Origin of the sequence: Dactylosporangium sucinum (genome assembly GCF_014647515.1) — a bacterium.
In the GTDB taxonomy this organism is placed as follows: Bacteria; Actinomycetota; Actinomycetes; order Mycobacteriales; family Micromonosporaceae; genus Dactylosporangium; species Dactylosporangium sucinum.
The window spans coordinates 136,358-155,368 of record NZ_BMPI01000007.1; the positions used below are offsets into that span (position 1 = coordinate 136,358).

At 73.1% G+C, this 19,011-nt stretch carries 17 protein-coding genes and 2 pseudogenes; 8 read left to right on the forward strand and 11 right to left on the reverse strand.

The genetic code is table 11. The features are described 5' to 3' along the window. The 3 genes and pseudogenes from IEZ31_RS09115 to IEZ31_RS09125 form a co-directional block, all read left to right on the forward strand. Window positions 1–492 (forward strand): annotated as a pseudogene (locus IEZ31_RS09115) (hypothetical protein); the annotation flags it as partial. After that, window positions 489–908, forward strand: a complete 420-nt coding sequence (locus tag IEZ31_RS09120) for a roadblock/LC7 domain-containing protein (RefSeq protein WP_190249321.1) — start codon at window positions 489–491, stop codon at window positions 906–908. The pseudogene IEZ31_RS09115 and the gene IEZ31_RS09120, both read left to right, overlap by 4 nt. A 136-nt stretch (window positions 909–1,044) precedes the next feature. Beyond that, the gene (locus IEZ31_RS09125; protein ID WP_190249322.1) at window positions 1,045–1,794 is read left to right on the forward strand and encodes a class I SAM-dependent methyltransferase; all 750 of its coding nucleotides are present in this window, start codon (window positions 1,045–1,047) and stop codon (window positions 1,792–1,794) included. Between the two features lies 1 nt (window position 1,795). On the opposite strand, the gene IEZ31_RS09130 is transcribed toward IEZ31_RS09125, so the two are convergent. From IEZ31_RS09130 to guaB, 3 genes are all read right to left on the reverse strand, one after another. Next, on the reverse strand, window positions 1,796–3,592 hold the full coding sequence (locus IEZ31_RS09130; protein WP_190249323.1) for a substrate-binding domain-containing protein: 1,797 nt from the start codon (window positions 3,590–3,592) through the stop codon (window positions 1,796–1,798). A gap of 205 nt (window positions 3,593–3,797) precedes the next feature. Beyond that, on the reverse strand, window positions 3,798–4,916 hold the full coding sequence (locus IEZ31_RS09135; protein ID WP_190249324.1) for a GuaB3 family IMP dehydrogenase-related protein: 1,119 nt from the start codon (window positions 4,914–4,916) through the stop codon (window positions 3,798–3,800). Window positions 4,917–4,944: 28 nt separating this feature from the next. Further along, a complete protein-coding gene (gene guaB / locus IEZ31_RS09140) occupies window positions 4,945–6,429 on the reverse strand; it encodes an IMP dehydrogenase (protein ID WP_268241657.1) in 1,485 nt (494 codons plus the stop codon). Between the two features lie 122 nt (window positions 6,430–6,551). Between guaB and IEZ31_RS09145 the strand changes: the two genes are divergently transcribed. Next, window positions 6,552–6,944 carry a DUF5319 domain-containing protein gene (locus IEZ31_RS09145; RefSeq protein ID WP_190249326.1) on the forward strand — a complete coding sequence of 131 codons (393 nt, stop codon included), beginning with the start codon at window positions 6,552–6,554 and terminating at the stop codon, window positions 6,942–6,944. Between the two features lie 64 nt (window positions 6,945–7,008). Here IEZ31_RS09145 and IEZ31_RS09150 read toward each other — a convergent pair whose 3' ends face one another. Then, window positions 7,009–7,770 carry a helix-turn-helix transcriptional regulator gene (locus IEZ31_RS09150; RefSeq protein ID WP_229834518.1) on the reverse strand — a complete coding sequence of 254 codons (762 nt, stop codon included), beginning with the start codon at window positions 7,768–7,770 and terminating at the stop codon, window positions 7,009–7,011. 180 nt (window positions 7,771–7,950) lie between these two features. Between IEZ31_RS09150 and IEZ31_RS56205 the strand changes: the two are divergent. Further along, a pseudogene (locus IEZ31_RS56205) lies at window positions 7,951–8,289 on the forward strand (WhiB family transcriptional regulator); the annotation flags it as partial. A gap of 232 nt (window positions 8,290–8,521) precedes the next feature. Here the strand turns inward: IEZ31_RS56205 and IEZ31_RS09160 are convergent. The 3 genes from IEZ31_RS09160 to groES all read right to left on the reverse strand — a co-directional run bounded on the left by IEZ31_RS09160 (window position 8,522) and on the right by groES (window position 12,231). Further along, on the reverse strand, window positions 8,522–10,042 hold the full coding sequence (locus IEZ31_RS09160; protein ID WP_190249329.1) for a sulfite oxidase: 1,521 nt from the start codon (window positions 10,040–10,042) through the stop codon (window positions 8,522–8,524). Window positions 10,043–10,185: 143 nt separating this feature from the next. Beyond that, window positions 10,186–11,829, reverse strand: a complete 1,644-nt coding sequence (gene groL / locus IEZ31_RS09165) for a chaperonin GroEL (protein ID WP_190249330.1) — start codon at window positions 11,827–11,829, stop codon at window positions 10,186–10,188. 93 nt (window positions 11,830–11,922) lie between these two features. Beyond that, on the reverse strand, window positions 11,923–12,231 hold the full coding sequence (gene groES, locus IEZ31_RS09170; RefSeq protein ID WP_505661123.1) for a co-chaperone GroES: 309 nt from the start codon (window positions 12,229–12,231) through the stop codon (window positions 11,923–11,925). A gap of 193 nt (window positions 12,232–12,424) precedes the next feature. Between groES and IEZ31_RS09175 the strand changes: the two genes are divergently transcribed. Next, window positions 12,425–13,624 (forward strand): THUMP-like domain-containing protein, encoded by a 1,200-nt coding sequence (locus IEZ31_RS09175; RefSeq protein WP_190249332.1) that lies wholly within the window; start codon window positions 12,425–12,427, stop codon window positions 13,622–13,624. Here IEZ31_RS09175 and IEZ31_RS09180 read toward each other — a convergent pair. Continuing rightward, window positions 13,587–14,333: a hypothetical protein gene (locus IEZ31_RS09180; RefSeq protein ID WP_190249333.1), complete on the reverse strand. Its 747-nt coding sequence runs from the start codon at window positions 14,331–14,333 to the stop codon at window positions 13,587–13,589. The genes IEZ31_RS09175 and IEZ31_RS09180 overlap by 38 nt on opposite strands. Before the next feature lie 17 nt (window positions 14,334–14,350). Between IEZ31_RS09180 and ybaK the strand changes: the two genes are divergently transcribed. Both ybaK and IEZ31_RS09190 read left to right on the forward strand, forming a co-directional pair. Further along, window positions 14,351–14,830 carry a Cys-tRNA(Pro) deacylase gene (gene ybaK, locus IEZ31_RS09185; RefSeq protein WP_190249334.1) on the forward strand — a complete coding sequence of 160 codons (480 nt, stop codon included), beginning with the start codon at window positions 14,351–14,353 and terminating at the stop codon, window positions 14,828–14,830. A gap of 44 nt (window positions 14,831–14,874) precedes the next feature. Further along, window positions 14,875–15,150, forward strand: a complete 276-nt coding sequence (locus IEZ31_RS09190) for a DUF1707 SHOCT-like domain-containing protein (protein ID WP_190249335.1) — start codon at window positions 14,875–14,877, stop codon at window positions 15,148–15,150. Here the strand turns inward: IEZ31_RS09190 and IEZ31_RS09195 are convergent. The 3 genes from IEZ31_RS09195 to IEZ31_RS09205 form a co-directional block, all read right to left on the reverse strand. Beyond that, window positions 15,139–16,866: an ABC transporter ATP-binding protein gene (locus IEZ31_RS09195; protein WP_229834523.1), complete on the reverse strand. Its 1,728-nt coding sequence runs from the start codon at window positions 16,864–16,866 to the stop codon at window positions 15,139–15,141. The two genes, IEZ31_RS09190 and IEZ31_RS09195, sit on opposite strands and share 12 nt — an antisense overlap. Next, window positions 16,867–18,543, reverse strand: a complete 1,677-nt coding sequence (locus IEZ31_RS09200; protein ID WP_190249336.1) for an ABC transporter ATP-binding protein — start codon at window positions 18,541–18,543, stop codon at window positions 16,867–16,869. A gap of 209 nt (window positions 18,544–18,752) precedes the next feature. Next, window positions 18,753–19,010, reverse strand: coding sequence for a hypothetical protein (locus IEZ31_RS09205; RefSeq protein ID WP_190249337.1), 258 nt, complete (start codon window positions 19,008–19,010; stop codon window positions 18,753–18,755). Window position 19,011: the final 1 nt, after the last annotated feature.

A 19,011-nucleotide genomic window follows, 5' to 3' on the forward strand; every position in this document is an offset into this window, starting at 1 on the left:
GCGCCCGTGTCGGCGGCCCCTGGGTCGGGGCAGCCGGTCCCGGGGATGGGCGGGGTCGCGGGGCGGTCGGCGAACGGCGGGCCGGCGAACGCCGTGCGGCGCGGGCCGAACCGGGCCGAGGACATCATCGGCGCGGCGGCCCGGGGCAACGCCGCCCCGGCGGCGAAGGGCACCCGCTGGTGGTCGAAGGGCGGTGGCGGCGACGCGCCCGCGGCGCCCGTCATCCCGGCCCAGCGCCAGCCGGTCACGGCCGGCACGAGCAACGCCGGCCTGCCCATCCGGGTGCCGCTGGCCCAGCTGCCGGGCGACCCGAACGGCGTGGTGCCCGCGGCCGAGGTCGCCCAGCCGGTGACGGTCAGCCAGCCCAGCGAGCCGGACCCGGCGAGCGTCAGCAGCATGCTCACCCGGTTCTACAGCGGCGTGCACCGGGCCGCGAACGAGGACGAAGTCCCCACGGTGCCGATCAACGAAAATCGAGGGAGCACGGCGTGACCCTGAGCCAACAAGCACGTGACCTGAGCTGGCTGATCAACGCCTTCACCGAGCGGGTGCCCGGTATCTCGCACGCGGTGGTGGTGTCGTCGGACGGCCTGCTGGTCGCCGTCTCCGACCACCTCCCGCGCGACAGCGCCGACCAACTCGCGGCCGTGACGTCGGGCCTGGTCAGCGTCACGAGCGGCGCCGCACGCATCTTCGACGGCGACGAGGTCAAGCAGACCGTGGTCGAGATGGGCCAGGGCTTCTTCCTGGTCATGTCGATCCGGGACGGCTCCATCCTGGCCGTGCTGGCCGGCCGCGAGGCCGACATCGGCGTCGTGGGCTACGAGATGGCCCGGCTGGCCAAGCAGACGGGCGAGATGCTGACCCCGGCCCTGCGCGCCGAGCTGCAGCAGGCCCTCCCCCGCTGACCCGCGCCGCCACTCCCGTTCTCGTGATCGATGGAAGTTTCCGGCTGCCATGGCGACCGGAAGTTTCCATCGATCATGGGCGGTCCGTGACCTGGGGACCTTACGCAACGTGATTTTGGCGCGGTATGGTCCGGCGGTGATCGATACGGACGGGTATTTCGGGGAGCGGGTCGCCGCGCAGTACGACGAGCGGTCGGCGGACATGGCCGAGCCGGCCGTCGTCGGGCCCGTGGTGCAGACGTTGGCCGAGCTGGCCGACGGAGGGCGGGTGCTGGAGCTCGGGATCGGGACGGGGCGGATCGCGTTGCCGCTCGCGGCGACCGGGCTCTCCGTGCACGGGATCGACCTCTCGCGGGCGATGGTCGCGCGCCTCAAGGAGAAGCCCGGCGGGAGCGCCATCTCGGTCACCATCGGTGACTTCGCGGCGACGCGGGTGGACGGGTCGTTCTCGCTCGCCTATCTCGTGTTCAACACGATCATGAATCTCACCACGCAGGAGGCGCAGGTGGCGTGCTTCCGGAACGTGGCGGCGCACCTGGTGCCGGGCGGGCGGTTCGTGATCGAGGTGATGATGCCCGACCTGCGGCGGCTGCCGCCCGGGCAGGACGTGGTGCCGTTCCACGTGAGCGAGCACCGCTGGGCCTACGACCAGTACGACGTCGCCACCCAGTTCATGTCCTCGAACTACGTCGAGGTGGTCAACGGGCGGGGCGGCTTCCGCTCGATCCCGTTCCGGTACGTGTGGCCGGCCGAGCTGGACCTCATGGCCCAGCTGGCCGGGCTGCGGCTCGCCCACCGGTGGGCGGACTGGGCGCGCGAGCCGTTCACCAGCGAGAGCGCCCAGCACGTCTCCGTGTGGGAGAAGCCGATCCTGCCGCCCGAGTGACTCAGGCGCTGATCAGGGTGAGCGTGAGGGTGCCGGCGTAGCCGCCCTTCGGGGACGTGTCGGGCATCCACAGCCGCATCGCGGCGCCGAGCTGCTGCGTGCCCAGGCCGGTGGCCTGCGGGGCCGACGCGAGCAGGGCGGCCTCCGCCAGGCCGGCGCTCGCGGCGTCGGCGAGGTTCGGCGGCACCGCGGGGCCGGCCACCACGACGCCCTCGGCGTCGCTGCCGGCGCTCACCAGCGCCGGGGCCCAGCCGACGTTGCGCGCGGCCACCGTCGTGCCCCCGCTGACCATGTCGGTGGCGCGGCCGGTGACCGTCCAGCCGGGCATCGGCGGGCGGCTGTCGGCGACTGAGACCCCGGCCAGCTGCCCCTCGAAGACCCACGCGTGGCGGTGGCCGGTGGGGTCGGTGGCCTGCGCGGGGTGGCCCGCCGCGGTCGACGGGTCGACCTGGGCGAGGGAGACGCGGGTGCCGAGGGCGACCCGCAGGGTGAGGCTCCCGGTGTACGGCAGGGTGGTGTTCAGCGCCTCCGCCGGGATGCCGGCCGCCCCGGTCGGGCACGGCGTGGCGCCCACCCGGTCGCACGCCTCGGGCATCGGGACGGTCGCGGCCAGCACGTCGCGGGACGGGTCGGCCGGGTCGATCGCCGGGTTGGCGCAGTGCGCGAGGTCGAGGGCGGCGAGATCGACCGACGGGTCGGCCTGCCCGAGGCGGGCCAGCTGCTCGAACGCGGCCCGGACCAGGTTCGGCGGCAGCGGCGCGTTGCCGAGCCCGGCGGCGGAGGCCTGCCCGCCGCAGACGGCCCACCCGAAGAAGTCGACGATCGTCTGCCGCTTCTGGCCGGTGATCCGGTTGTCCTCGGCGTCGGTGCCGGTCGGCAGGATCGCGTACTCGTAGCCGGACAGCGGGTAGGCCCGCGGGTCGGCCGGCACGCCGAGCTCGGCGGCGCGGTCGGCGTGGTGGACGGCGGTGCCCAGCGCGAGCGCGACGTTGAGCGGGTCGGGGGCGACGTAGTACCCGGCCGCGTTGCCGATCCTCGCGACCGGGACCCGGGCGGCCGTCGCGTACCGGAGCTGGACGTAGCCGATCGTGCCGTTGGCGGCCGGGTCGAGGACCTGGTTGATCAGGCCGTCGGTCCCCGGCGACCGGATCGACGCGCCGGCCGGGCTGTCGGGGTAGACGGCGCTCGGGGGGTTGCCGCCGCTGAACGGTCCCCACAGGTCGGGGTGCTGGGCGGCCAGGTAGGTGGCGAGCCGCCAGCTGGTGCCGGTGGCGTCGGCGCGCACCACGCGCGTGATCGGCAGCGCGGGCAGCACGCGGCCGCCGTTGTCCGCGGCGATCGCCGGGTCGCTCCAGTCGGTGATGCCGCCGGTGAAGATCCGGGCCAGCGTGCGGCCGGACAGGCGCAGGTCGGTCACCTGGGTCCCGCCTGCGACGAGCCGGTACGGGAAGGTCACCGCGTCGGCGGTCACGGGAGCGTAGGCGAACGGCCGGCCCCGCGAGTCGTCGACCACGCCGGTCTGCGGGTCGGTGCCCTGGTAGACGAGGTCGGAGACGGCGAAGTCGGTCGCCTTGTAGGCGAAGTCGCGGCGCGCGGACGGCGAGCCGACGGCGGTGAAGGTGACGCTCAGGCCCCGGCCCTGCACGTCGGCCACCCACTGGTTGACGGCGCCGGCGGCGGACGACGAGCCGGTGCCCTCGATGCGGGCGTGGGCGGCGGCGGAGGCCCGGCCCGGGACGAGGGCGACGACGAGTAAGGAGGCGATGGCGGCAGCTGCGAAACCCCGTGATCGACGCATGGGGTCATGAGAAGCGCGTCCGGCGGCGCACAGGTGAACGCCGCGTGTGCGACGGACACCGGTGCGGTCCTCGCTCTTGGCACGACGGCGATGGCAGCGGGTCGGGCCCACCTCGGTGGGCCCCACCCGCGGTGTCTGACGGGAGCGACGGTCGTGCGTTGCACGGACCGGAGTCCCAAAGCTGTCGGTCCTGTTGCTTGTCCCGTTACTTGTCCAGGACCAGGCCGACCTTCTGGAACTCCTTCAGGTCGCGGTAGCCGCACTTGGCCATCGCGCGGCGGAGGCCGCCGAACAGGTTGAGGGCGCCGTCGGGGTCCTCGGAGGGGCCGTAGAGCACCTTCTCCAGGGAGCCCAGGGTCGGCTCGGCCGAGCCGAAGGAGCCGCGCGGGAGCTTCGGGTGGCTGGCCGCCGAGTGCCACCACGCGCCGCCGGCCGGGGAGCTGTCGGCGCGCGACAGCGGCTCGCCGACCATCACCGCGTCGGCGCCGCAGCCCAGGGCCTTGGCGATGTCGCCGGAGGTCTGGATGTTGCCGTCGGCGATGATGTGGACGTAGCGGCCGCCGGTCTCGTCGAGGTAGTCGCGGCGGGCGTCGGCCGCGTCGGCGATCGCCGTGGCCATCGGGACGCGGATGCCCAGGACGCGGTCGGTGGTCGACCACTCGTCGGCGCCGATGCCCACGATGACGCCGGCCGCGCCGGTGCGCATGAGGTGCAGCGCCGTCTGGTAGTTGGTGCAGCCGCCGACGATGACCGGCAGGTCGAGGTCGGCGATGAACTCCTTGAGGTTGAGCGGCTCGTCCGTCGTCGACACGTGCTCGGCGGAGACCAGCGTGCCCTGGATGACCAGGATGTCGACGCCCGCGTCGAGGATGACCGGGGCGAGGGCGAGCGTGTGCTGCGGGGAGACGCGGACGGCGACCGTGACGCCGCCCTCGCGGATCTCCTTGACCCGCTCGCCGATGAGCTCCGGCTTGATCGGCTCGGCGTAGGCCTCCTGGAGGCGCGCGGTGGCCGGGTCGTCGTCGTCGAGGCCGGCCAGCTCCTCCAGGATCTTGGCCGGGTCGGCGTACCGCGTCCAGAGGCCCTCGACGTTGAGCACGCCCAGGCCGCCGAGCCGGCCGAGCGCGACGGCGGTCGCGGGGCTCATCGTGGCGTCCGAGGGGTGCGCGACACAGGGGATCTTGAAGGGATACGCATCGAGCTGCCAGTTGGTCGACACGTCGTCCACGTCGCGGGTGCGCCGCGTCGGCACGATCGCGATGTCGTCCAGGTGGTAGCCACGCCGGGCGCTCTTGCTCAGCCCGATCTCGACCACGTCACGCATGTTGGGGCTCCTCGCCGCTCTGGGGTGCCTACCGGGAGTGGTAGTTGGGTGCCTCGACCGTCATCTGGATGTCGTGCGGGTGGCTCTCCTTGAGGCCCGCCGAGGTGATCCGGATGAGCTGGCCCCGCTCGTGCATGGCGGCGACCGTCTCGGCGCCGACGAAGCCCATGCCGGAGCGCAGGCCGCCGACGAGCTGGTGGGCGACCGCGGCCAGCGGGCCCCGGTAGGGTACCTGGCCTTCGATGCCCTCCGGCACCAGCTTGTCGTCGGAGAGGACGTCGTCCTGGAAGTAGCGGTCCTTCGAGTAGGACCGGGCCTGGCCGCGGGACTGCATCGCGCCGAGCGAGCCCATGCCGCGATACGACTTGTACTGCTTGCCGTTGATGAAGATCAGGTCGCCGGGGCTCTCCTCGCAGCCGGCCAGCAGGCTGCCCAGCATCACGGTGTGGGCGCCGGCCACGATGCCCTTGGCGATGTCGCCCGAATACTGCACGCCGCCGTCCGCGATCAGCGGCACGCCGAACTCGCGGCAGGCGCGGGCGGACTCCATGATCGCGGTGATCTGCGGCACGCCGACGCCGGCGACGACCCGCGTGGTGCAGATCGAGCCGGGGCCCACGCCGACCTTGACCGCGTCGGCGCCCGCCTCGCAGAGCGCCTTGGCGCCCGCGTAGGTGGCCACGTTGCCGCCGACGACGTCGACGCCGGTCTCCTTCTTCAGCCGGGCGACCATCTCGACGACCTGCCGGTTGTGCCCGTGCGCGGTGTCGACCATGACGATGTCGAGGCCGGCGTCGATCAGGGTGCGGGCCCGCTTCCACGAGTCCTCGCCGACGCCCACGGCCGCGGCGACCCGCAGGCGGCCGGCCTCGTCCTTGGTGGCGTGCGGGAACTTCTCGCTCTTGGAGAAGTCCTTGACCGTGATCAGGCCGCGCAGCTTGCCGGAGTCGTCGACGATCGGCAGCTTCTCGACCTTGTGCTTGCGCAGCAGGGCCAGCGCCTCGTCCTTGCTCACCCCGACCGGCGCGGTCACCAGGGGCGCCATGGTCATGATCTCGCGGACGCGGGTGGTCGGGTCGGACACGAAGCGCATGTCGCGGTTGGTGACGATGCCGACGAGCTGGCCGTCGGGGTCGACGACCGGGACGCCGGAGATGCGGTAGCGACCGCACAGGGCGTCCACCTCGCCGAGCGTGTCCTCGGGCGAACAGGTGACCGGGTTGGTGACCATGCCCGCCTCGGAGCGCTTGACCAGGTCGACCTGCTGTGCCTGGTCGTCGATCGACAGGTTGCGGTGCAGGGTGCCGATCCCGCCCTGCCGGGCCATGGCGATCGCCATCCGGGCCTCGGTCACGGTGTCCATCGCGCTGGACACCAGGGGGATCCGCAGGGTGATGTTGCGGGTCACCTGGCTCGACGTGTCGACGGCGCTCGGGACCACGTTGGATTCGCCCGGCAGCAGCAGCACGTCGTCGAAGGTCAAGCCCAGAGGCAGCAAGTCCATGAGGCGCATCCCAGTTCTCGGTCGTCCGGCGGGTGCGTCTCATCGTACTTCCGCTCAGGCGGTGCACCCGTCCGCCATGGCGAAGCCGTGCCCGGCCCCACACCCGGGGTGTTTGGGGCTACCGTTGAGGCGTGCACGAAGAGCCCATCGACCCGTTCGCCGGCGACCCGGCCGATCCCTCGGCCGAGCTCGACGACAGCGGTGCCGAAGACCCGTTGACCGCCGCCGAGCGCCAGGACGTTCTCGAGGACCTCGCGGACCTCGAGATCTACCAGGCGCTGCTCACGGCGATCGGCGTGCGTGGGCTCGTCATCGAGTGTGAAGACTGCCACGAACCGCACTATTTCGACTGGGACCTGCTGCGGGGCAACCTGAAACACCTGCTCACGTCGGGTCGTCCCCGCGTGCACGAGCCCGCGTTCGACCCCGACCCGGACCATTACGTCACATGGGAGTACGCGCGGGGTTACGCTGACGGGGTCCACGACGCACTCGCGAGTGCGACGGACGACAACGACGGCTGATCCGGAGCAGGCCATCGTTTAGGTCTGCCGCGTCCGGGGTACCGACGCGGCATGCCATGGCGCGCTAACTCACCAGCCCCGCGCGGAACGCCGCCGCGACCGCGTGTGCGCGGTCACGCGCGCCCAGCTTCCGGAACAGCCGGCGAGCGTGCGTCTTGACGGTGTCCTCCGAGACGAACAGCTCACGGCCGATCTCCGCGTTGCTCTTCCCGTCGGCCATCCCGCGCAGCACCTGCAACTCCCGCTCGGTGAGCTCGACGCGCCGCCGCGGGGGTTCGCCGGCCACGTCGCCGCGCTGCTGGGGCACCCCGGCGCCGACCAGCCGGGCGGCCGGCGCGGCCGCGGTGCGGGCCGCCGTGCCGTTCAGCCCGCGGGTGCCCAGCGGCACCGCGCCGCCCGGGGCGGCCTGGGCGGGCGTGCCGACGCGCGCCTGGAGCACCGCCTCGCCGTTGCCGCGCACCTGGCTGAGCACCAGCAGCACCGCCTTCGCGAGCGTGGTCACCGGGTCGGCCGTGTCGACGCGGATGACCGCCCGCGCGCCGGCGGCGATCGCGGCGGCCGCCGCCCGCGGCTCCTCCGTGCCGAAGAAGACCACCGTCGCGCCCGGCGCCACCGCGAGAACGCGGCGGGAGAACTCCGCGCTGTCCGGGCGGGCCAGGACGGGGTCCGCCAGGACCAGGTCCACGGGCTGCTCACTCAGCCGCGCCAGGGCCTCGACCATCGTGACGGCGGTCCGCACCGCGTGCGCCACTCCGAGCCGGGCCGCGGCCGCGGCGACCGTCTGTGCCGCGACCTGTGTTCGCACACACACCAAAATCGTACGCACCGTCGTGCTCCTCTCTCTCAAAGAGAGAAACACGAAATGGCGAGATCTAGACGTGGTTTCGCCGCGATTGGCCTTACAGAAATTGACCGACGGCATGCCGTCACCTACGGCGGTCTCGCGCGTTGCACAGGGATTGTGCCCCGCGCGAATTCCAGGCCGCACGCCTGGAAGGAGGAGCGAATGACGAATGTGACTCGCCTGCCCGGACCGATCGCGGACATCTGGGACTGGCAGCGGCTCGGGCTGTGCCGGGGACGGGACAGCGCCCAGTTCTTCCACCCCGACGGTGAACGCGGCGCCTCGCGCGGCCGGCGCGAGGCCGCGGCCAAGAACGTGTGCCGCGCCTGCCCGGTGCGGGCCGAATGCGCAGCTCAGGCCCTCTCGACCCGGGAGCCGTACGGCGTCTGGGGCGGCTTCACCGAGGGCGAGCGGCTGCGGCTGCTGGCGATCGGCTGGGAGGACGCGGCCGACCGGCGCCGCCAGCGCGTCGACGTGCCGCGACTGGAGGCCAAGCTGGGCCTGCGCCCGGTTGCGGCCCCCACGGCGGGTGCGCAGCAGCCGCTGCGCGGCGGCCGGCCGGGCCCGACGCATCCGGCCCCCGGGGTGCCCGCGCAGCGCCGGCCGTCGACCGCGGCCACCAATCCTCGTTCGCGGGCCGCCGCCCGGTGACGGCAATTGCGGCCGTTCGGTGGAATCATTCCGGCTTACCTGCCGACCTGACGTCTTCGCCTGACGTCTTCGCCTGACGGCTTTACCTGACGTCGATGGCAATCGAGTGCCAGCCGGTGGCGCCGTCCGGGTCGGGCGGCGCCACCGCGTCGGTCTGCGTCTGCCCGGCGTTGTCGGTGGCCCGCACGGTGATGCGGTGCCTGCCGGGGGCCGCCGTCCACTGCAGCCGCCACTGCCGCCAGGTGTCGACCGACGGCACCGCGAGCAGCTCGGCCCGCTGCCACTCGCCGTCGTCGACCTGGACCTCGACCTTGGACACGCCGCGGTGCTGCGCCCAGGCGACGCCGGCGATGACGAGCGGGCCGGCCTTCGGTTCCCCGCCGTCGCGGGGGGTGTCGATCCGGGACTGCGTCTTGATCGGCCCCTGGGCGGCCCAGCCGCGCTTGATCCAGTACGCGTCGAAGTCGGCGAACGAGGTGAGCTCCAGCTCGGCCAGCCACTTCGTCGCCGAGACGTAGCCGTAGAGCCCCGGGACCACCATCCGGACCGGGAAGCCGTGCTCGATGGGCAGCGGCTCGCCGTTCATCGCGATCGCGAGCATGGCGTCGCGGCCGTCGAGCAGGACCGCGGTCGGGGTGCCGGCGGTGAAGCCGTCGACGGAGCGGCTGACGACCTGGTCGGCGCCCTGTTTCGGGCCCGCCTCGTCCAGCAGGTCCTTGACCCGCACGCCCTGCCACCGGGCGTTGCCGATCAGGCCGCCGCCGACCTCGTTCGAGACGCAGGCGAGGGTGATGTACCGCTCGATCATCGGACGCTTGAGCAGCTCGTCGTAGGTGATGGTGAGCTCGCGCTCGACCCGCCCGTGGATGCGCAGTTTCCAGTCCCGCGGCGAGACCTGCGGCACGACCAGTGCGGTGTCGATGAGGTAGAAGTCCTTGTTCGGGGTGACGAACGGGGCGAGATCGGCCAGCTGCGCGTCCGCCTGCGGCGGCAGGGTCGCCGGGCTCTCGCTGATCTCGGGCACGTGCACGGCGTCCCGCTCGGCCTGCACCCCGCGGCGGGTGGCCCACCACCGCCCGGCGAACCCGATGACGGCCGCACCCGCGATGATGCCGCCGGCGACGCGCAGGAGCCAGCGCCGCTGCTCGTACGTGTAGCCGCTCTCGGCCGGCTCCTGCCGGAGCGCCAGGTGGAGCACGCCCGCGGCCGCCACCGCGCCGGCAAGCGTCGGCACGAAGGCGTACCACGGGGCGTTGTGCCTGGTCAGCGCGGCCGCGATGCCGACGGCGGCGAAGATCCCGATGCCGGCGTACCCGAAGATCGCGCGCTTCGTGGCGAGCGCCCCCGTCACCGCGGCGAAGGCGGCGAGCAGGACGAGCGTGCCGACGAGCAGGGCAAGCTTGTCGTACGTGTAGAAGACGTCGACGGCGAAGTTCTTGACCTGGGCGGGCACGGCGTCGATGACGACCCCGCCGACGGCCACCAGGGGCGCGGTGGCGGCACCGGTCAGGACGGCGAGCCCTTCGGCGACCCCGATGGCGGCGGCCGCGGCGGTGATCCCGGCGAGCGCACCGTACGTACGACTTCTCACGCCGCCAAGCATGCGGCGATCAGCGGGGTGCCTCCAAGGCCGGTAATCGAACCCTAAGCTTTTCCGCTCCGAGCGTCTTCATGATCGTGGGAAGGATGGGCTGCCCGAAGGGGAGCCCTCCCAGGAGGACTCCCCTCAGTGCCAGCGGCGTCGGGTCAGAAACCCGGGCCGTGGGAGTGGCCGTGCCCGTGGCCGTGGCCGTGGCCGCCGGCGGCGGGCTCCGGGGCCTCGGGCTTGTCGACGATCAGGCTCTCCGTGGTCAGGAGCAGGCCCGCGATCGACGCGGCGTTGGCGACCGCGCTGTGGGTCACCTTCACCGGGTCGACGATGCCGGACTTGACCAGGTCGACGTAGTCGCCCGTGGCCGCGTCCAGGCCGTGGCCGAAGTCCTGCGCCTGGACCTTGCCGACCACGACGTAGCCGTCGAAGCCCGCGTTCTGGGCGATCCAGCGCAGCGGCTCGACCAGGGACTTGCGGACGATCGCCACGCCGACCTTCTCGTCGCCGGTCAGGCCGAGGTCGCCGTCGAGGACCGGGGCGATCTGGGCCAGGGCGGCGCCGCCGCCCGGGACGATGCCCTCCTGGACCGCGGCCTTGGTGGCCGAGATCGCGTCCTCGATGCGGTGCTTGCGCTCCTTCATCTCGATCTCGGTCGCGGCGCCGGCCTTGATGACGGCGACGCCACCGGAGAGCTTCGCGACGCGCTCGTTCAGCTTCTCCTTGTCCCAGTCGGAGTCGGAGGCCTCGATCTCCTTGCGGAGCTGCTCGACGCGCGCGGTGACCTCGGAGCGGTCGCCGCCGCCGTCGACGATCGTGGTCAGGTCCTTGGTGACCACGACGCGGCGGGTCTTGCCCAGCTGCTCCAGCCCGACGGTCTCCAGCTTGTAGCCGAGCTCGGGCGCGACCAGCTCGGCGCCGGTCAGGATCGCGATGTCCTGCAGCATCGCCTTGCGGCGGTCGCCGAAGCCGGGGGCCTTCACCGCGACGACCTTGAAGGTCTTGCGGATCGCGTTGACCACCAGGGTCGACAGGGCCTGGCCCTCGACGTCCTCGGCGATGACCAGCAGCGGCTTGTTCTCCTGGACGATCTTCTCCAGGAGCGGCAGCAGCTCCTCGATCGCGGCGATCTTCTGCGTGGTGATGAGCACGTAGGCGTCCTCGAGGACCGCCTCCTGCCCCTCCGCGTCGGTCACGAAGTGCGGGGAGATGAAGCCCTTGTCGAACTGCATGCCCTCGGTGACCTCGAGCTCGGTCGTGAGGGTCGAGCCCTCCTCGACCGTGATGACGCCGTCGCGGCCGACCCGCTCCATCGCCGAGGCGATCAGGTCGCCGATGGTGGCGTCCTGGGCCGAGATGGTGGCGACCTGGGCGATCTCGGTGTGGCTCGCGACCGGGGTCGCCTTCTCCTTCAGCGCGTTGACGACGGCGGCCGCGGCCGCGTCGATGCCGCGCTTGAGGCCGGCCGGGTTGGCGCCGGCGGTGACGTTGCGCAGGCCCTCGCGGACCAGCGCCTGGGCGAGCACGGTGGCCGTCGTGGTGCCGTCACCGGCCACGTCGTTGGTCTTGGTCGCAACCTCTTTGACCAGCTGGGCGCCGAGGTTCTCGTAGGGGTTGGCGAGCTCGATCTCCTTGGCGATCGTCACGCCGTCGTTGGTGATGGTCGGGGCACCGAACTTCTTGTCCAGGACGACGTTGCGTCCCTTGGGGCCGAGCGTGACCTTGACCGTGTCGGCCAGGCGGTTGACGCCGTGCTCCAGCAGGTGGCGCGCCTCGTCGGAGAAGCTCAGGATCTTCGCCATGCTTGTGGATTCCCTTCAAAGCGACACCGCCCCGGCTGCCTGCGCGCCTGCGCACGGTCCGGGGCGGTGGCCACTGCTTCTATTTGGTCTGGGTCACTTCTCGATGACCGCGAGGACGTCACGCGCGGAGAGCACGAGGTACTCCTCGCCCGCGTACTTGACCTCGGTGCCGCCGTACTTCGAGTAGATGACCGTGTCGCCGACCTTCACGTCGATCGGAACCCGGTTGCCCTTGTCGTCGATCCGACCGGGGCCGACCGCGAGGACAGTGCCCTCCTGGGGCTTCTCCTTGGCGGTGTCCGGAATGACGATGCCCGAGGCGGTGGTCGTCTCAGCCTCGTTGGCCTGGACCAGAATGCGGTCCTCGAGCGGCTTGATCGCAACCTTCGTCGCGGTAGTCACGGGCATACCCTCCTGGGGTATTGATTCTTGCGCTATCGAGTGCCCGGTGAAGCCGTCGTCGCGGGTGCCGGCTCCGGCCGGGGTGGCTGGCACCCTCGACACGAGAGTGCTAATCGGAGGTTATGTCGCTGTCTAGCACTCCGTCAAGGAGAGTGCCAAACACGCCACGAAATCACCCGCGCATAATCGTCGGGTGGACGTCGACGACCTGCTCAGCGAGGCCGGGCGGCAGGCCCTGGCCGCGGCCGGCACGATCACCGACGCACACCGGCACCCGCTGCGGGCCGCCGAGCACCTCCGCGCCCAGGGTATTGCGCCCGCGCTCGCCGCCGCCGCGCTGACCCAGGCCGAGCTGCGCCGGAAGGCCGTCACCAAGTTCGGCGCCGACGCGGCCGTGATGCTGTTCACCCGGGCCGGCCTGGAGCAGGCCACGCGGGCGGCCGTCGCGACGAGACGCGCCCGCCGCCTGGCCGTGGCCGGCGTCACGTCCGTCGCCGACCTCGGCTGCGGCATCGGCGCCGACACGATCGCGTTCGCGCGGGCGGGGCTGCGGGTGCGCGCCGTGGACGCCGACCCGACGACGGCCCGGATCGCGCAGGCCAATGCGGCCGCGCTCGGCCTGCCCGCCGACGTCACCCACGGGGACGCCGTCACCACCGACCTGACCGGCGTCGACGCCGTGTTCTGCGACCCGGCCCGCCGGACGAAGGGCGGGCAGCGGGTGTTCGACCCGCGGGCCTACGAGCCGCCGTGGGACTTCGTCGCCGCCCTCCCCGCACGAGTCCCCAGAACCGTGCTCAAGCTCGCCCCCGGCATCGACCACGACCTGTTGCCCGAGCATGCCGAGGGTGAATGGGTGAGCATCGACGGCGACCTGGTCGAGGCGGCGGCCTGGTGCGGCCCCCTGGCCGAGACACCGCGCCGGGCAACCCTGATCAGCACGGCGACGCCGGCCGTCCACGAGCTCACCGGCACCGGCGGGGAACAGGCCCCCGTCGACCGGCCGAAGCGCTTCCTCCACGACCCCGACGCCGCCGTCATCCGGGCCCACCTCGTCGCCGAGTTCGCCGGGACGATCGGCGGCACCCTCGCCGACCCGACGATCGCGTACACCTACACGGACGAGCCGGCGACGACCCCGTTCGCCCGCACGTACGAGGTGCTGGAGCACCTGCCGGTCGCGCTGAAGCGGCTGCGGGCCGCGCTGCGCGACCTCGATGCCGGGCCGCTGACCATCCTCAAGCGCGGCTCCGCCCTCGACGTCGAAGAACTCCGCAAAAGCCTCAAACTCACCGGCGGGAGCCCGGCCACCATCGCGCTCACGCGCATCGGCCGGGCGCCGGCGGTACTGCTGCTCAGAACAGCTGCTGGCCCAGCCGCCGCTGCAGGTTGACCAGCACGTCCTCGGCCAGCAGCTCGGGCTGGCGCCGCCCCAGCTGCTCCATCAGGAACAGCCCGGTGTCGCGGCACATCTCGTAGGTCACCCGGTCGTGCAGCCAGCGCAGCCACTCGACGATGTCGTTGACGTAGAACGACACGCTCTGCTCCGAGTTGCGCTGCCGCCGCTCCTCGGCCACCACCTGCAGCGCCGCGGTCAGCCGCTTGCGCGGGAAGTCGTGCCCGGCCAGGGCGTCGGCGAACACGTCCGCCCGGTGCCGGGGCGCGGTCGGCGCGACGGTCAGCTTCGGGAACGGCGGCTCGCCGGCCGTCCACACCTGGGCGCTGCGCGGCACGAACTCGGGCTCGAGCACCACGTCGACGCGCGAGGCGTGCCCGGGGTCGTCGACGGCGACGAGGACGCGGGGCGCGTAGCTGTTGGCTTTCGTCACGTACCGCGACAGCCCCGTCGCCTCCTCGACGCAGAACCGCCCGTCGGGCAGCGCCAGCTTCCCGTCGAAGACCAGCCGGCCGACGCGCGGCCCGGCGCCCTGCCACAGCCGCACCCGCACCAGCCCGACCTGCGGCCGCGCCGCGACCCGGACGTGGTGCTCGGTCGCCGTGACCGGCCCCTCGCCGTCGAACACGGACAAATCCACGGCGGTCGTGGCGCCCAGGAAGAGGTGGCCGTGGCCGAGGTACATCTGGACGGCACCGATCTGCATCTCGCTATTGTGGGCCAGTGGCGAGCAAGGGCACCCCGGCGACCGCGCTGCTGACGCGCGCGAAGGTCACGTTCACCCCGCACACCTACGAGGTCGACCCCCGGGCCGCCTCCTACGGCGAGGCCGCCGCCGCGGCGCTGGGCGTGGATCCGGCGCGGCTGTTCAAGACGCTGGTGACGACCGTCGACGGCAAGCTGACCGTCGGCGTGGTCCCGGTGTCGAGCTCCCTCGATCTCAAGGCACTGGCCGCCGCCGTCGGCGGCAAGCGGGCCGCGATGGCCGAGCCGGCCGCCGCCGAGCGCGCGACCGGCTACGTGACGGGCGGCATCTCCCCGGTCGGGCAGCGCTCCCGCCTGCCGATCGTCATCGACGCGTCGGCGTCGGGGTTCGAGACGATGTTCGTCTCGGGCGGGCGCCGCGGCCTGCAGATCGAGCTGGCCCCGGACGACCTGGTGCAGGTGACGGATGCGGTCCTGGCGGACATCGCGACGCACTAGAGCAGCGGACATCGCGGCGCACCGCGTCGCCGTATCCTGAACCCGTGCGCGCCTCCGACGAAGACCGCGAGCGGGTGATCACCGCCCTGCAGCAGCACACGAAGGCGGGCCGGCTCACCCTCGACGAGTTCGCCGAGCGCGCCGGCACCGTCTACGCGGCGAAGACCCTCGCCGAGCTGCACCGCGCGACCGTCGACCTGCCGAAGATCGCCAAGGAGGTCGCGGAGGCGCCGGGCAACGACCGGCAGCTGCTGCTCACGTTCCTGTTCGCGATCATCGCCGTCGTCGTCATCGGCACCGTCTACGCCTTATTCCACTGAGCCGTGCCACGACCGCCACAGCGCGGCGTAGGCCCCGCCGGCGGCGACCAGCTCGTCGTGGCTGCCCAGCTCGGTGATCCGGCCGTCCTCGACCACCGCGACCCGGTCGGCGTCGTGCGCCGAGAACAGCCGGTGCGCGATCGCGATCACCGTCCGCCCCTCCAGCGCTCCGGCGAGGGACCGCTCCAGGTGCCGCGCGGCCCGCGGGTCGATGAGCGACGTCGCCTCGTCGAGGACGAGCGTGTGCGGGTCGGCCAGCACCAGCCGGGCCAGGGCCAGCTGCTGCGCCTGCGCGGGTGACAGGGCCGGGCCGGTGGTGCCGAGGCCGCCGGGCAGGGCCTCGACCCAGTCGAGCGCGTCGACGGTGGCGAGCGCGGCCAGCAGCTCGTCGTCGGTGGCGCCGGGCCGGGCGAGGGTCAGGTTGTCGCGCAGCGTGCCCAGGAACACGTGGTGCTCCTGGGTGACGAGCGCGACGTGCCCGCGCAGCTCGTCGAGCGGCAGCGCGGCGAGCGGCACCCCGCCGACCTCGACCGTGCCGGCGCGCGGCGCGTGGATGCCGGCGAGCAGCCGGCCGAGCGTCGACTTGCCGGCGCCGGACGGGCCGACCATCGCGATCCGTTCGCCGGGCCGCACGTCGAGGCTGACGCCGTGCAGCACGTCGCGGCCCTCCACGTAGGCGTACCGGACGTCGCGCGCCTCCAGCCGCTCGTCGCGGGGCGGCACCTCGGACGGCGGCACGTCCGGCGCCGCCGCGGCGCGGACGCCGACGATCCGGGCGAACGAGGCGAGGCCCAGCTGCAGCTCGTCGAACCAGGACAGGACGCGGTCGAGCGGGTCGATGATCGCGACGAGGTACAGCACACCGGCCGTGACCTCGCCGACGGTGGCCCAGCCCTCGGCGACGAACCAGCCGCCGGCCACCAGGGCGACCGCGCCGGGCAGCGCGTAGCCGAACTCGGTCAGCGGGAACCACACCGTGCGCAGCGACAGCGTGTACCGGGCCGCCGCGTACGTGTCGCGGAGCTGGTCCCGGGTCCGCTCGACCCGCCGCCGGCGCAGGCCGAGCGTCTCGACGGTGCGGGCACCCTCGACGGTCTCGGTCAGCCCGTCGGTCAGCCCGGCGAACGCGGCGCCCTCCCGCAGGTAGCCGGGGGCGGCGCGGCGGAAGTACCAGCGCGAGCTGGGGTACAGCACCGGGACCGCGACCAGGCAGGGCAGCAGCAGGATCGGGTTGACCAGCGCGATCGCGCCGACCGTGAGGACCATCTGCAGCAGCGAGATGACGATCGTCGGCACCGCCAGCTGCACCGTGTCCGACGTGCGGCCGACGTCGCGCGACGCCCGCGTGATCAGGTCGCCGGTGCCCGCCCGCTCCACGGTGGACAGCGGCATGGCCAGCACGCGGTCGACGAACTCCTCCCGCAGCCGGGCCAGCACCGCCTCGCCGAGCCGCGCGGACGCCAGCCGCGCGGCCCGCACCAGCACGGCCTGGGCGACCACGAACCCGGCGATCGCGATGGCCACCCGATCCACGGCGGCGGCGGTGGTACCCCGGGAGACCCGCTCCACCAGGTCCCCGAGCAGCCACGGCGCGGCGAGCCCGGCGACGGCGGCCAGCAGGTGCAGGGCGAACACCCAGGCCAGCATCCGCGGATGGGCGGCGAACAGCCGGCGGAGGTAGGCGCGCACCTCGGCGCCGGCGGCGACGGGCAGCAACTAGTCCTCCTCGCGGCTGACGACGCCGCGGTACCGCGGGCAGGTGTCGAGCAGCTCGCGATGCGCCCCGACGGCGGCGACCCGCCCGTCGGCGCCGACGAAGGCGACACTGTCGGCCCGGTCGAGCAGCAGCGGGCTGGTGGTGCAGACGACCGTGGTCCGCCCCGCGCGGGCCTTCGGCAGCCGGTCGGCGATGCGGGCCTCGGTGTGCGCGTCGACGGCGCTGGTCGGCTCCACCAGCACGAGCACCGGCGGGTCGAGCGCGAGCACCCGGGCCAGCCGCAGCCGCTGCTGCTGGCCGCCGGAGAAGTCCCGCCCGCTCTCGGCGATCTCCGTGGCGAGCCCGTCGGGCAGGGCGTCGACGATGTCCTCCGCGCTGGCGGCGTGCAGGGTGGCGGTACCCCCGCCGATCTCGTCGCGCAGGACACCGCGGAACAGCCGGTCGTCGTTGTCGGCGACCACGATGTGGGCGCGCACCTCGGCGAGGTCGAGCCGGTCCAGCGGCCGCCCGGCGAGGCAGGCACCCGATCCGGGGACGAGCAGGCCGAGCCGGTCGGCGATCGCGGCGGCGTCCTCGGGCCGGGCCGCGGCGATCGCGGTGAGCTCGCCGCGGCGCGCGACGAAGCCGGACTCCGGGTCGGTGAGGTCGCCGTCGGCCAGCGGCTCGGGCCGGTCCGGGGACTCCACCTCGGGCTCGATCTGGAGCAGGTCGACGACCCGCCGGGCGGCGACCAGGCCGCGGGTCACCTTCTCGGCGAACTCGGTGAGCGTGCGCAGCGGTGCGATGAGGAACGCCGCGTAGGCGTAGAAGGCGACGAGCTCGCCGGGGCTGATCCGCCCGCTGACCGCGAACCGGGCCCCGAGCCAGGTCACCAGCGCGATGAAGCAGCCGGGCAGGAGGATCTGGGCCGCCTCGAGCAGCGACTCGACCTTGGCGACCCGGATCCCGGCCGCGCGGACGTGCTGCGACTCGCGCCGGTACCGCTCGGCGAACACGGCCTCGCCGCCCACCCCGCGCAGCACCCGCAGCCCGGCGACGATGTCGACGGCGCGGCCGGTCAGCTCGCCGGACAGGTCCCGCTGCAGCTTCCGGCGGTGGTGCAGGGGCCGCAGCAGCAGCCCGACGACGGCGACCAGGATCGGCACGCCGATGACGACGACGAGCCCGAGCGGCACCGACACCCGCAGCAGCAGCACGCTGACGACGACGATGGCCACGACCGCGCCGCCGCCGCGGGCGGTGATGTCCATGGAGAAGCCGATGTGGTCGAAGTCGGTGGTACCGATGCTGACCACCTCGCCGGTGGCGACCTTCTTCGGCAGCGTCGCCCCGAGCCGCGTGGCGTGCCGGACGGCGACCTGCACGGTGCGGAACCCGGCGCTGAGGAAGTTGCTGACCGCGAACCGGTGCCGCATGATCCCCGACGCGGCGGTGACGGCCCCGAGCCCGAGCACCGCGGCCCCGGCCCAGAGCAGCCGCCGCTGGTCATGGGCGGCGAGCGCGTCGACCCCGGCCCCGATGGCGGCCGGCACGAGCGCCTGGCTGACCATCCACACGATGCCGAGCAGCACCCCGCCGAGCACGAGATGCCACTGGTTGCGGGCGAGCCACAGCAGGTACCGCGCGGGCGACCGGCTGTCGGGCCGGCCCGGCTCGGGCAGGGGCAGTCGAATCATGGCCCGCCGACCGTAACCCGCACCCCCGTCGCGGCGCCTTACCTTTTCCACCCCGCGCCCGCCCCGCCCCCGCCCCCTCACCGCCCCCTCACCGCGTCGATCTTGCACTTGTGGTGCCCGGACACTCCGACAATGTCCCGGTTTGGGAGGCACCACAACTGCAAGATCGACGCAACGGGGGCGGGGGCGGCGCGGGGCGGGGCGGGGGGTTAGCGGTCGACCTGGGTGAAGTCCCAGTACTGGGGCTTGCGGGCTACCAGGTGGGATGGGGGGTCGGTGAACGGCTCGGGGGTGCTGCCGCGCCACTTGGACACGACGACCAGCCGCTGGTCGGTCGACGCGTACACCTCGCTGCTCAGGTGCAGCGGGTGGACCTCGACCTTGGGCAGCATCGCCTCGCAGACCCAGGACAGCAGTTCGTCGAACGCCTCCGGGTGCGCCCTGACCTCCCACATGCGCACGATCACG